Below are 13,827 nucleotides of genomic sequence, written 5' to 3' on the forward strand. Positions count from 1 at the left end.
GCCTTGAGCAGCCGCTTCTCTTCATTTTCAGGGGAGCGCCTTTTCCCGCTCGAGCGGTGGCGCCGGCCCGGGCCCTCTCACAGCGCGATGACGCTGACCTGGTCCTTCCCGCGGTCCTTCGACCGGTACATCGCCTTATCCGCGACGCGGAGCAGTTCCGGGCCGTCGAGCACGCGCGAGTGCCCGGGCGTGTGCACCGTCACTCCGACGCTCGCGGTGATGGTGCGCGTCCAGCCGTCGTCGTGGAGGGGCTGCTTGATGGCGACCCGGATGCGCTCCGCGATGGCTGCGGCACGCTCGTGGTCGGTGTCGCGGCACACGATGATGAACTCGTCGCCGCCGTACCGGCAGACCAGGTCGTCGCCGCGGACCGCGCTGCTGAGACGCGCGGCGATCAGTTTGAGGACCGTGTCACCCGCGGTGTGGTCGAGGTCGTCGTTGACCGCTTTGAAGTCGTCCAGGTCGACGAAGATGAGCGCGAGCGGCTCCTGACGTTCGATCGCCGCCGTGACGCTGGCCGCGATGTGTGTCCGCAGCAGCACCCGGTTGGCGAGCCCGGTGAGCGGGTCGTGCAGGGCGATGGCGGCGAGCTGCGCCTGCAGCCGGAGCCGGGCCACGGTCTGCGCCGCCTGGCGGCACAGCGACCGGAGCAGGTCGGTGGCGTGGTCGTCGAGCTCCGGAGGGCGCGAGAAGTAGCAGGCCAGCGTCCCGATCGGCGTGCCGGCCTGGAGCAGCGGAACGGTGAGGATCGTGTCCAGACGGGCCGCCCGCAACGCGGAGGCGGCGTCGGGATGCTGCTGGCCGTCGCGCACCGTCCAGGTGAGGATGCCGTCGGCGGCCAGGGCCTCGGGCGGCACGCCGCCGGGCAGCAGGTCGGGGTCGAGCGGGACCGTCCCTCCGGCGACCCGGGGATGGTGGTCGTCGAGGAAGACGGCGGCGGCAGCGGCTCCGAGTGCCTCCCGGGCGCTCTCCGCCAGCGCCTGCGCCAGCCGCTCCACGGTCTCGCTCTCGCCGAACGCCGTCGTGGCGTTCTGCAGCACGCGCGTGCGCGCCTCCGAGCTCTCGGCGATCCGCCGGGCCGTCAGCAGCTGGCGCTCGTAGTCCTGCCGGCGGCTGGCATCGAACACGGCGACGTGGACCAGCGGCGTCGCACCGCCGCGGTCGACCGCGGCGTTGACGAGGACGGGCAGCGCCGCATCCCGCGTCGTGCGGAAGGCGAGCGCCACCTCGCGCACCTCGCCCTCGAGGTGCAGGATCGGCACGAAGCGCGTCTCGTAGAAGATCCGCGCACCCGGTTCGAGCAGGTCGCTCAGCGGGGTGCCGGTCAGCTGCTCCGGCGTGATGCCGGTCCAGGCCGAGAACGTGGCGTTCACCCGCACGATGCGGCCCGCCTCGGTGAGGGTCAGCAGCCCGCAGGGGGCCCGGTCGTACAGCTCGTCCGGCGAGACCGGCGGCACGGAGGTCGCGGTCGGGTCGGTCATCGAAGGCGGCTCCGGATCGCGTGGGCGAGCTCCTCGGGGTCGGACAGATTGGGGCAGTGCCCGCTCGCGCTGAGCTGCACGAACTCGCTGCCGGGGATGGCGTCGTGCACGTACCGCCCGACGGCCTCCGGCGCGATCGCGTCGTCGGAGCACTGCAGCACGACGGTCGGCACGCTGACGGCGGCGAGGTCGGCGCGGTTGTCGGAGAGGAACGTCACCCGGGCGAAGTGCCCGGCGATGACCGGGTCGGTGCGGCAGAAGCTGGCGGTGAGCTCCGCCCCCACCTCCGGCCGGTCGACGTTGCCGGCGATGATCGGTGCGATCGTCTCCGACCAGCCCAGGTAGTTGACATCGAGGGCGTCGAGCAGCCCGTCGATGTCGGGACGGGTGAAGCCGCCGACGTAGCCGTCGTCGTCGGTGTACCGGGGCGACGGGCCCACGAGGATGAGCCGGCCGAAGCGCTCGGGGGAGCGGTTGGCGGCGAGCACGCCGATCATCGCGCTCACGGAGTGCGCGACCAGCACGACGTCGTCGAGGTCGAAAGCTTCGACGATCTCGAGCAGGTCGTCCGCGTACCCGTGCAGCGAGTCGTACTTGGCGCGGTCGTAGGCAGCGAGATCGGAGTGTCCGGCGCCGACATGGTCGAACACGATCACGCGGTAGTCGTCCGAGAAGTACGGGATGACTGCGTGCCAGACCTCCTGGCTGCAGCCGAATCCGTGCGCGAACACGATCGGACGTCCGGCCGGGTTCCCGTACTCCCGCACGTTGTTGCGTCGCACCACGTCGACGGTCTCGGTCGATCGCGTCATGCGCGGTCCCCTCTGTCATTCACACACCGATACGGGTGCGAGGACCGGTCCCTCCCGGCGCTCTCCCGCCGTATCCGCATCCCCGAGCCTACCCGCCGGTCGCGGGCGGCGCCCACATCACCGGGTGGCCGCACCCGGCATCCACTCCTCCGGGTAGTGGTCGCGCACCTCGGCGTTGAAGTACGCACCGGCCGACTCCGCCGACCGGAGGTCGCGCCAGACCCTCGCCGGCACGAGGAAGTACCGGTAGACCTCGCCGGAGACGAACTGCACCTCCAGCGTCCGCAGCGCCGGGTCGTATCCGGCGGACGCGATCACCGAGCTGTCGAACGACTCCCGCTCCACGCTGCTCCTCCCGATCTTCGAGCCGAACACTACGCCGGGCCGCCCGTCCCGCTAGGCTTGCTCCAGCGAAGGGGAGTATCCCGGACGGCCCCGCCCGCGGCGACGCGGAGCGACGGCCGGCGCTGTGCACGTCATCACGGCCCGTCACGACGGCGGACCCGGGCGCAGCGGCACCGTACGGTGCGGGAGAGACTTTCGGCCGTAGCCCGCGCCCTTCGAGAGGTTTCCATGCATCTGGCCCTGCCCGCCTGGTTCGAGATCACGTCGTTCATCGTCCTGCTGCTGATCCTGGCGTTCGACCTGCTCTACGTGTACAAGCGGCCGCACATCCCGAGCCCGCGCGAGTCCACTCTCTGGGTGTCGTTCTACGTCGCCCTCGCGCTGATCTTCGCCCTGCTCATGCTCGTGATCGGGGATGCGGAGCACGCTGGCCAGTTCCTCGCGGGCTGGCTGACCGAGTACAGCCTGAGCATCGACAACCTGTTCGTCTTCGTCATCATCATGGCGAGGTTCAAGGTGCCCAGGAAGTACCAGCAGGAGGTGCTCATGGTGGGCATCATCCTCGCGCTGATCTTCCGCGGCGTCTTCATCGTCCTCGGCGCGGGCCTGATCGCGAGCTTCAGCTGGATCTTCTACATCTTCGGCGCCTTCCTGCTGTGGACGGCGTTCAACCAGGCCTTCAGCAAGCACGACGACGAGGGCGCCGAGGACTCCTGGTTCATCAAGTTCGCCCGCCGTCACCTGAAGGTGTCGACGCAGTACGAGGGCAACAAGCTCCGGACGACGGTCTCCGGGCGGCGGATGTTCACGCCGCTGATCATCGTGTTCCTGGCTCTCGGGACGACCGACCTCCTGTTCGCGCTGGACTCCATCCCCGCGATCTTCGGCATCACCCAGAGCCCGTTCATCGTCTTCACCGCCAACGTCTTCGCCCTGATGGGCCTCCGTCAGCTGTACTTCCTGCTCGGCCACCTGCTCGACAAGCTGGTGTACCTGAAGTACGGGATCGCGTTCATCCTCGCCTTCATCGGCGTGAAGCTCGTGTTCCATGCGATGCACGAGAACGAGCTGCCGTTCATCAACAACGGCGAGCACATCGAATGGGCGCCCGACATCAGCACCTGGACGTCCCTCGCGGTCATCGTCGGTGCGATGGTTGTCGCTACGATTGCAAGTCTGGTGAAGCTGCGGATGAGCGGCACCACCGTCGCCGCGGCCATCCACGGCGACGACACCGAAGAGGACGACACCGAGAACGCGGCCGTCGACGGCACCCAGGAGGACCCCCGCACATGAGCTCTCTCGTCGGCGTGAGCGTCCGCAGCGACACGGGTGCGGTCCGGCACGTCAACGAGGACAGCGCTCTGGCGCAGGACCCGGTGTTCGTCGTGGCGGACGGGATGGGCGGCCACGCGCGCGGCGACCTCGCGAGCCGCACGGCGGTCGAGAGCCTGGCCCGCACCCTGCAGCCCGGCTCCCGGCCGACGCCCGACGAGGTCGTGCGGGCGATCGACGAGGCGAACGCGGCCGTCCGCGCCCTGTCCGGCGCCGACGAGTCCGGCGCGGCGGTCGCGGGCACCACGCTCACCGGCATCGTGCGCGTCCGGGTGCCCGAGCTGGCCGCCGAGCAGTGGATGGTCGTGAACGTCGGCGACTCGCGCGTCTACTCCTGGGACGGGCGGGAGCTGCGGCAGCTGACCGTCGACCACTCGGCCGTGCAGGAGCTGGTGGATGCGGGGCTGATCTCCGAGGCGCAGGCGGCCGTGCATCCCGAGCGCAACGTCATCACGCGGGCGCTCGGGGCCGAGGACTTCGTGGACACGGACAGCGCGCTCATCCCGGAGCAGGGCCGCCAGATCTTCCTGGTGTGCTCCGACGGGCTGACGCGCGAGCTGAGCGACCGGCGCATCGCCGAGATCCTCGCCGAAGCGCCCGAGGACCCGGCAGCGGCCCTCGTCGACGCGGCCAACGAGGCGGGCGGCCACGACAACATCACCGTCATCGTGGTTGAATCGGTGACCGGGGAGGACGCTCCGGCCCCCGTCGACACGCGTGACCGCGCGGACGGCGGAAGCGGCCGCGAGCTCGAAGACACGCAGCCGAGGGAGTAGTTCGTCCGTGTTCGAAGTGCAGCAGGCGGCAGCAGGGGAGTGGGCGGTCGTCGCGGCGGGGGGCCGGGCGCTGCTCGTCGCCGAGTCGAGCGGCGCGCGACTGCGGGAGCTCATCGACGCGGTCCGGGCGGGTTTCGCCGAGACTCTGGATGCGCTCGTCGCCGGCGGCCTGAGCCGCACGCCCGCGTTCGCCCTGCTCGACACCTCGACGCCGACCGTGCTGCTCGCGGTGCGGGGCACGGCGAGCGCGACCGTCTCGGACGGCGACGGCCGGCGCGAGGTCCGCGCGACCGGGGTGTCGTCGTGGGTGGAGACGCAGCTCATCGGGCTGACGGCCGTCGCGCTCGGAGACAGCGCCGACGCGGGCCTGCCGCTCGCCGAGGGCGTCGTCATGGCCCGTGGGGTGACGTGGACGGCCTCCGAGGCGGCCGACGACATCCACGCGACCGTGGCCGCTCCGCCGAAGCGCGAGCGGGACACCGGCCCGGTGGAGGCCGTGGCGGCCGAGCCGGACCTGCAGACGCGGGTACCGGAGGCGACGCTCGCGGAGGCGACGCTGGCGGCGGTCGAGGCGCCTCCCGTCGCCGAGTCGGCCCCCGAGTCCTCCGACGCGAGCACCGGCTACGACCACCTGTTCGGCGCCACGATGGTGCGCAGCGTCGAGGACGCCGCCGTGCGTCCCGACGAGGAGGAGGCCGCTCCGGGCCGTATCGACCTGCCCGGCTTCATCACCGACTCCTTCCCGCCCGCCGCGAACCGGCTGGAGGGCGACCATGACGGCCTGACCGTGATGAGCGGCGACCTTCCGCGACGGTCGGGGACATCCGGCGACGCATCGACGCCCGAGGCGGCGGATGCCGTCCCCGAGCGCCAGGCGTTCGCGGTGCTGCTCTCGGACGGCCGCCGCGAGCCCCTCTCCACCCCGGTCGTCGTGGGGCGGGCGCCGAGCGCGACCGCCGTGCCGTCGCTCCGCGGTGCGCGCCCGGTCACCCTGACCAGCGCCGAGGACGACATCTCCCGCTCCCACGTCGCGGTGGCCGTCGAGGGGGACAGCGTCGTGGTGACCGACCTGCACTCGCGCAACGGCACCATGATCGTGCTGCCCGGCAACGCGCCGCAGAAGCTGCGCAGCGGCGAGCCGACCACCGTGGTGCTGGGCACGGTCATCGACCTCGGGAGCGGCGCGACGCTGACGGTCGAGGCCGCCGGATGAGGCGCATGGCGTCGCAGCCGCCCGAGCTGGACGGCTTCCACTTCATCCGTCTGCTGGGTTCCGGCGGCTTCTCGGATGTGTTCCTGTACGAGCAGGAGCTGCCGAAGCGCAGCGTCGCGGTGAAGGTGCTGCTGACGGACGGCGTCGATGAGGCCGCCCGGGCGCGGTTCGTCGCCGAGGCCAACGTGATGGCGCGACTATCCGCGCATCCCTACATCGTGACGATCTTCCACGCCGGGGTCGCCGGCGACGACCGGCCCTACCTCGTCATGGAGTACTGCTCCGGGCCGTCGCTCGCCGACCGCCTGAAGCGCGAACGGATCGGCGTCGAGGACGCGCTGCGGACCGGCGTCCGGCTCTCCAGCGCCGTCGCGACGGCGCACGCTGCCGGCATCCTGCACCGCGACATCAAGCCCGCCAACGTCCTGACCACCTCGCTGGGCTGGCCGGCACTGACCGACTTCGGGATCGCGTCCGCCCTCGAGGAGCTGCCGGTGCACACGACGACCCTCTCCGAGCTGCGCGGGTCGCCGTCCGACACCGCCACGTCGGGCAGTCGCAGCGTCGGGCTGAGCGTGCCGTGGTCGCCGCCGGAGATGTTCGCGGACGACCCCGACCCGGATGTGCGCAGCGACATCTTCTCGCTCGCCGCGACCGTGCACACGCTGCTCGCCGGGCGGACTCCGTTCGAGGTGCCCGGGCGCTCGAACGGCACCCTCGATCTGATGGGTCGCATCGAGCGGGGGATGATCACCCCGCTGGACCGCGCCGACGTCCCGTCGTCGCTCACGGCGACGCTGCGACGGGGAATGGCGACGCGCCGCGAGGACCGCTACCAGACCGCCGTGGACTTCGCCCGCGCCCTGCAGCGCATCGAGCTCGAGCTGGGGCTCGCCCCCACCAGCATCGACGTGCCGAACCTCACGATCGGCGACTCCCGTCCCGCGCCGGTCGCGGGCGACGAGCAGGAGACCCGTGCGCGGTCCGTGGCGACGATCCAGGCGCAGCCGGCGGCGCCGCGGATCGCGGCGCCGGAACCGGAGCGCGCCGAGCCGCCCGCGCCCGCCGAACCGGCGGCGACCCGGGTCCGCGGTGTCGTGCCGGTGTCGCCGGATGCGCCGGCCAGGGACGTCCCATCCGCCGCGCCGCACGGTGTCCCCGAGCACACCGTCCTGCGCGCCCGGCCGGCGACCGCATCCACCCCGGCCGATGAGGACGAGACCCCGGCCGACCCGCGGGACGATGCGCCCGCCCGCGACCCGCGGCGTCGCCTCCTCGCCTGGATCGGCGCAGGGGCTGCAGCCGTGATCGTCCTCGGCATCGCCGCGGCCGTGCTGGCGAACGTGCTGGCACCCGCGTCCTCGTCGCCGTCCTCCGGCCCGCGAGCCGGCGACGACAGCAGCATCGCGGTCACCGTGGTGCCGCCGCCCGTGCTCGTGTCCGCCGTGCGCTCGCCGGACGGCGCCAGTGCGACCTTCGTCTGGAAGACGGAGGACGCGAAGAAGAGCGACCAGTTCACCTGGGTGCAGGAGGGCACGACCAACGGGCCGACGGTGGTCGGCGAGCCGACGGTGACCGTGACGGGTGCGACGCCCGGTGTCCCGGTCTGCATCGACATCCAGACGGTCCGGGCGGGGCGCACCTCCCAGCCGCTGAAGGCGTGCTCCACGTGACGGCCGAGGCGCGGCCGCTCACCATCGAGTTCTGCGGCGAGCACTACGCGGTCGATCCGGGCACCAAGTTCGGCATCGGTCGCGAGGCCGAGCTCACGATCGACGACAACCCGTACCTGCACCGCCGCTTCCTCACGGTCGGCCACGACTTCGGGATGTGGTGGCTCAGCAATGTCGGAACCCTGCTGACCGCGACGGTGACCGATGCGACCGGGACGATGCAGGCGTGGCTCGCCCCGGGCGCGAAGCTGCCCATCGTGTTCCAGACCATGCACGTCATGTTCAGCGCCGGCGCCACCACCTACGACTTCACCATCTCGAGCGACGAGGACTGGTTCGACACCGCCGTGCGGGTGGATGCCTCCGGCGGCTCCACCACGGTGCTCCCGGTCACGCTGACCACGAGCCAGCGGCAGCTCATCGTGGCACTCGCGGAGGGCGTCCTGACGCAGACCGTCCCGGGCCGCGGCACCATCCCGAGCTCCGCCGAGGCGGCGGAGCGGCTGGGCTGGAGCATGACCACCTTCAACCGCAAGCTCGACAACGTGTGCGACAAGCTCGACAAGCTGGGTGTGGCGGGGCTCCGCGGCGGCCGGGGCAAGCTCGCCACGAACCGGCGCGCGCGGCTGGTCGAGTACGCCGTCACCACGCGCCTGGTCGGTGTCGAGGACCTCCCGCTGCTCGACCGTCCCGCGGGCGAAGGTGGTTCCGCGCCGCATCCCTCCGCCGGTGTTGACCAACCCGCGGAGGCGGAGGATGGTGGGGCGGACGACTGACGCGCAGACGCGTGGCCCGGCGGGAATGGGGAGTGCTCCCCATTCCGGACGCGTCAGGGGGTCGTGTTAGCGTTTACGCGATTTGTCCGGCCCGGGGGATAGCAGAGTCTTGGTTTCGTTGAGCACGTGGTTCCGACAGCGGAAGACGCTCGCCGTGACCACCGCCCTCGCGGTCGTGGTCGGCGTCCCGCTGACGGTGGCGGTGCTCCACAAGGGCTTCCCGGTCAACGCGGTCGACCTCGACACGCGCGACGTCTGGGTCACCAACGGTGAGAAGCTCCTCGGCGGGCGGCTCAACCACCAGATCGACGAGCTGGATGCGGCGGTCACCGGGGCGAGCTCCGACCTGGATGTGCTGCAGGACGGCTCGTCGTACTTCCTGACCGATCTCCCGCACGGCACGGTCGACCGGATCGACCCGGCGTTCGTGTCGCTCGGCGGCCGCATCCAGATCCCGCAGGACTCGCAGGTCGGCTACGGCGGCGACACGTTCTCGGTGCTGGCCCCGGACGGCTCGCTCTGGGTGCTCGACGCGTCCGGCCGCCTCGACTTCGACCGCGCCAAGACCAAGCCGGTCGCCAAGGCGGGCAGTGGGGCGCGCCTGGTGGTGTCCAAGTCCGGGAAGACGTTCGTCGTCGCGCCGAAGGGCAAGCGCCTCATCTCGGTCGACCGGCCCGGTGCGGAGCCGGCGACCCGGGACTTCCCGGTTCCCGGCGCGTTCCAGCTGACCGCGGTCGGCGACAAGCCGGTCGTGCTCGACACGCAACGCAACCGGGTGATCGGCGGCGACGGTACGGTCGTGGCGCTGCCCGCCAAGGGGCTGAAGCTGCAGCAGCCGGGCGACGACGGGCCGGCCGTGCTCGTCGCGACCGACAACGGCCTCCTGAGCGTGCCGCTCGGCGGAGGCACCGCGACCGCCATTCCCGCCGGAGCGACCTCCCGCGGCGGTCAGAGCGCGGTGTCCGCTCCCGTACGGCTCGGGCAGTGCTCCTACGGCGCCTGGTCCGGGTCCGGACGGTACCTCTACGCCTGCGACGGCAAGAAGCCGATCGGCATCGACATCGATCAGCCGGTGCAGGGCGACGACCTCGAGTTCCGCGTCAACCACGGCGTCATCGCCCTCAACAACCTCCGCGACGGCAACGCCTGGGTGGTCTCCTCGAACATGCGGCTGGTGCAGAACTGGGCGCAGCTGAAACCGAACGACACCACCGTGCAGGGCGACACCGGCGAGGAGAAGCCGGTCGTGCAGTCCTTCGCCGACACTCTCGCGCAGCGCAGCGACGTGAACCGGCCGCCGATCGCGGTGAACGACGCGTACGGCGTGCGCCCGGGGCGCTCGACGGTGCTGCACGTGCTCGCCAACGACACCGACCCGGACGGCGACGTGCTGACCATCTCCGACGTATCGGCGATCCCGGCGGCGCAGGGCGTCCTGCAGACCGTCGAGGGCGGCCGTGCCCTCCAGTTCACGCCGAAGGAGGGGCTGAGCGGCACCATCTCGTTCCGCTACTCCATCGATGACGGCCGCGGCGGCACGGCCTCGGCCCAGGTGGATGCGACCCTCAAGCAGCCGGCGGAGAACGCGGCTCCCGCATCCACCCGGTCGAGCACGGCGCAGACCGAGGTCGGGCAGTCGGTCGAGTACAACATCCTGAACGACTGGATCGACCCCGACGGCGACGACCTCAGCCTCGTCGCCGCGACGGCGACGACCGAGGACGACGTGCGCTTCAAGCCGAACGGCGACGTCACCTTCACGAGCAAGACCGGGCAGGCCGGGTCGAAGGAGGTGCGGGTCACCGTCTCGGACGGCCGCGCCTCGACGACCGGCAGCCTCATCGTGACCGTCAAACCAGCGGGCACCCTCGACCCAGTAGCGGTCACCGACTTCGCCGACGGGTTCACCGGTCGGCCGGTCGTCCTGCATCCCCTCGACAACGACCAGTCGCCGTCGGGGGAGCCGCTGAGCCTGGTCGGCGCGAGCCTCGACGGGTCCGGGGCGCAGGTGACGGCGGACGCGACCAAGGGCACCGTCACGGTGAAGAGCAACGCTCCGGGCGAGTACTACCTCGTGTACACGCTGGGCGCCGGCCCGAGGACCACGACGGGTCTCGCCCGGGTCGACATCGCGGCCCAGGGCGCCAGCGAGGCGCCGCCGATCGCCGTCACCGACAAGGCGTACGTGCGTCCGGGGGAGCCGACTTCGGTCGCCGTCCTGGACAACGACGTTTCGCCGTCCGGCCGGGTGCTGGCCGTCCGCTCCGTCGCGGTGGGCGCGGGCGCACAGGACCTCAACGTCGAGGTGCTCGACAACGCGGTCGTCAAGGTGACGGCGCCGACCGTGCTCACGCAGCAGGTGCAGCTCACCTACGTCGTCTCGGACGGCATCAACGAGGCGACAGCGGGCATCACCGTGGTCCCCGTCCCGCCGCTCGTGCAGCACCAGCCGCCCGTCGCCGTCGACGACCAGGTGCCGGTGCGGGCGGGTGACGTGGCCACGGTCCCGGTGCTCGACAACGACTACTCGCCCGACAACGCCCCCTTCACCCTGGATGCGCAGCTGCGGGACGCGAGCGGAGCGGGCCAGGGCGCGACCGCCTTCGTCAGCGGTGAGAGCGTCCGTTACCAGGCGCCGACGGCGCCCGGGCAGTACAACGTCGTCTACGGCATCACCGACAAGTACGGGCAGAAGGCGCAGGCCACGGTCACCTTCGTGGTCGGCGCACCCGACAAGGGCTCCGACCGGGCGCCGCAGCCCCAGCCCCTCACCGTGCGCGCCTTCGCCGGCTCCTCCGTGCCGGTGGAGGTCCCCCTCGACGGCATCGACCCGGACGGCGACTCCGTGACCCTGTCCGGGCTCGCGACCCAGCCGACGCTGGGACGCATCTCCGACTCCACCAGCCGGTCGTTCACCTACCAGGCCTACCCGGACTCGGCGGGGACCGACACCTTCACCTACCAGCTCACCGACACGTACGGGAAGACCGCGACCGGCACCGTCTCGATCGCGGTCATCCCGCGTCCCAGCCAGGTGCGGCCTCCCATCGCCGTGAACGACCCCGTGCAGGTGAAGCCCGGCCGGACGATCTCCGTCCCGGTGCTCGACAACGACTCCGACCCGAACGGTTACGCGATCGCGCTGCAGAAGAAGCTGCTGCAGGTCGACGACGGGCTCAAGGCCTCCGTCCACGGCAAGGTGGTCCTCGTCACCGCGCCCAAGGAGGAGGGCTCGTTCGTCGTCCGTTACCAGATCACGAACGGCCAGGGCGGTGTCGCGAGTGCGTTCATCCAGGCCACCGTCACCCCGAACGCCAAGGACGTTCCCCCGACGGCGATCGACCACGTGCTGGAGCCCGACGAGGTCGCGAACAAGAGCAGCGTGAAGGTGAACGTGCTGGACGGCGCGACCAACCCCTCCGGGCTCGTGGACGACCTGAAGGTCGACGTCGCGGGACCGAACGCCTCGGCGGCCGAGGTGGCCCAGGACGGCACGGTCTCGGTCAAGCCGGGCGAGCAGCGGCTCGCGATCGCCTACACGCTGACCGACACGGTGACCGGTCTGAAGGGCACCGCGTTCATCGTGGTCCCGCCGAAGGGCGACGCGACGGCGCCGCCGCGCCTCAAAGACGGGCTGCCGCAGCAGATCGTCCAGGCCGACGGCTCCAAGAGCTGGAAGCTCTCCGACATCCTCACCGTGCCCTCCGGACGCGGCTACAAGCTCACCGGGGCGTCGGGCGTCAGCGCGACGAACAGTGCCGGCGGCCCGTCGTACGGCGACGACCAGACGCTGACGTTCACCGCCGCGAAGGGATACCGGGGACCGGCCGCCATCACCTTCAAGGTGAACGACGGACGCGAAGCCGGTCAGACCGCGGACCGCGTGACCACACTCGTGCTGCCCATCACCGTCGGCGAGCCGGACCAGTCGGACGTCGCGCCGACGTTCACGTCGCCCAGCGAGAAGATCGAGCCGGGCGAGGCGCCCCTGTCGGTCGACCTGCGGGCGTCGAGCTTCCATCCGAACCCCGACATCCTGAACAAGCTGACCTACGCGGGCGGCACGTCGTCGAACCCCCGGATCCAGTCATCGCTCAGCGGGTCGACGCTCACGCTCTCCGCGCCGCTGGGCGTGCAGGCGGGAGAGGCGGCGACGATCGCCGTCACCGTCAGCTCCGGCACCCACACCATCACCGGCACGGTGAACGTGCAGGTGGTCAGTTCCAGCCGGCCGGTCGCCACCCAGAAGAACCCGCCGCAGACCGAGGAGGTCAAGCGCGGCCAGACGGCGACCCTCGACGGCGCCTCCAGCGACGCGCAGTGGGTGAATCCGTTCCCGGGGCAGCCGCTCACCATCACCGACGCGACCGCGCAGAGCGCGCCCTCCGGGGTGACGGTGACGCACACCGGCTCGTCGATCAGCGTCAGCGCGTCGTCCGGCGCCGCCATCGGCTCGGTCAACGTGCTGTACCACGTGGAGGACGCGACCAAGGATCCGAAGCGCACCGCCTCCGCCATCGGGCAGCTCCGGGTGACCATCCACGACGTTCCCTCGAAGCCGAGCGCACCGTCGAACCCGCGCGCGAGTGACGGCCAGGTCACGGTCTCCATCAAGGCGCCGGCCGACAACGGCAAGCCCATCACCGCCTACCAGGTCACGGACGGCACCCACTCAGTGACGACCGCCTCGGCGGGGGATGTGACGATCGACGGGCTCACCAACGGCAAGCCGTATTCGTTCACGGTCCGTGCGCAGAACGCCGACGGGTGGAGCGAGCAGTCGGCGGGGAGCACGCCGGTCACCCCGTACGGCACCCCGTCGAAGGTCAGCGGAGCCACCATCCGGAGCAGCGGCAACGCCCCGAGTGATCTCACGATGAGCTGGAACGCCCTTTCCGACCCGAGCGGCACAGGCGGCGGCAAGGCGACCTACTACTACCGGCTGAGCGGCGGCAGCTGGCAGAGCACCACCGGTACGAGCGCGACCGCCAACAACAGGGGAGCGGGAAACTACTCGTTCGAGGTCTACGCCGAGAACCCGGGCGGGAAGAAGGGGACGCCGGTGACGTCCAACACCGTCCAGGTGAAGGACCCGCCGCCCCCGTCGCCGTCGGTCGACCTCTCGAAGGGCGACCTCAAGCCGGGATGGGTCCACAGCTACACGTACGACGTGACCATCCACGACTTCCCGAAGAACCGGACGGTGTCGATGCAGGTGCACTGCAATGGAGGGACGCTGTCGACGCGGTCGATCTCGACCGACAGCAACGGGTACGGCCACTACCACGGCGATCCGAACAGCAGTATCGAGCCGTGGTGCGGCTACCCGGGAGCGTACGTCGTGGTGGACGGCGTTCAGAGCAGCGTGCAGGACTGGTCGAAGTGAGGGCCGGGATGACCGGCCGGAAGAAGGAGA

Annotated in this window: 8 protein-coding genes and 2 pseudogenes; 7 read left to right on the forward strand and 3 right to left on the reverse strand. The window is 71.2% G+C overall.

What is annotated here, in order from left to right; translation table 11 throughout:
• Positions 1-77: 77 nt before the first annotated feature.
• The 3 genes from J2W45_RS02505 to J2W45_RS02515 all read right to left on the reverse strand — a co-directional run bounded on the left by J2W45_RS02505 (position 78) and on the right by J2W45_RS02515 (position 2,638).
• Positions 78-1,481 (reverse strand): diguanylate cyclase, encoded by a 1,404-nt coding sequence (locus tag J2W45_RS02505; RefSeq protein ID WP_310128753.1) that lies wholly within the window; start codon positions 1,479-1,481, stop codon positions 78-80.
• Entirely contained in the window at positions 1,478-2,293 is an 816-nt protein-coding gene (locus J2W45_RS02510; protein ID WP_310128755.1) for an alpha/beta fold hydrolase, read from the reverse strand. The genes J2W45_RS02505 and J2W45_RS02510 overlap by 4 nt, the downstream gene beginning before the upstream one ends.
• Positions 2,294-2,410: 117 nt before the next feature.
• Complete coding sequence (locus tag J2W45_RS02515; RefSeq protein WP_310128757.1) at positions 2,411-2,638, reverse strand: KTSC domain-containing protein; 228 nt, start codon at positions 2,636-2,638, stop codon at positions 2,411-2,413.
• Positions 2,639-2,866: 228 nt separating this feature from the next.
• Here J2W45_RS02515 and J2W45_RS02520 point away from each other — a divergent pair, with 228 nt between their 5' ends.
• From J2W45_RS02520 to J2W45_RS18415, 7 genes and pseudogenes are all read left to right on the forward strand, one after another.
• On the forward strand, positions 2,867-3,934 hold the full coding sequence (locus J2W45_RS02520) for a TerC family protein (RefSeq protein WP_310128759.1): 1,068 nt from the start codon (positions 2,867-2,869) through the stop codon (positions 3,932-3,934).
• Positions 3,931-4,749, forward strand: coding sequence for a PP2C family protein-serine/threonine phosphatase (locus J2W45_RS02525; RefSeq protein WP_310128760.1), 819 nt, complete (start codon positions 3,931-3,933; stop codon positions 4,747-4,749). Before J2W45_RS02520 ends, J2W45_RS02525 begins: the two co-directional genes overlap by 4 nt.
• Before the next feature lie 7 nt (positions 4,750-4,756).
• On the forward strand, positions 4,757-5,962 hold the full coding sequence (locus J2W45_RS02530; RefSeq protein WP_310128761.1) for an FHA domain-containing protein: 1,206 nt from the start codon (positions 4,757-4,759) through the stop codon (positions 5,960-5,962).
• 5 nt (positions 5,963-5,967) lie between these two features.
• Positions 5,968-7,635 carry a protein kinase domain-containing protein gene (locus J2W45_RS02535; protein WP_310128763.1) on the forward strand — a complete coding sequence of 556 codons (1,668 nt, stop codon included), beginning with the start codon at positions 5,968-5,970 and terminating at the stop codon, positions 7,633-7,635.
• Positions 7,623-8,411 carry a hypothetical protein gene (locus J2W45_RS02540; RefSeq protein WP_396427054.1) on the forward strand — a complete coding sequence of 263 codons (789 nt, stop codon included), beginning with the start codon at positions 7,623-7,625 and terminating at the stop codon, positions 8,409-8,411. The genes J2W45_RS02535 and J2W45_RS02540 overlap by 13 nt, the downstream gene beginning before the upstream one ends.
• A 1,165-nt stretch (positions 8,412-9,576) precedes the next feature.
• Positions 9,577-10,251, forward strand: a pseudogene (locus J2W45_RS18410) (Ig-like domain-containing protein); the annotation flags it as partial.
• Positions 10,252-10,578: 327 nt separating this feature from the next.
• Positions 10,579-13,797: pseudogene (locus J2W45_RS18415) on the forward strand (Ig-like domain-containing protein); the annotation flags it as partial.
• Between the last annotated feature and the right edge of the window lie 30 nt (positions 13,798-13,827).

It is taken from the genome of Leifsonia shinshuensis (assembly GCF_031456835.1).
Classification (GTDB): domain Bacteria; phylum Actinomycetota; class Actinomycetes; order Actinomycetales; family Microbacteriaceae; genus Leifsonia; species Leifsonia shinshuensis_C.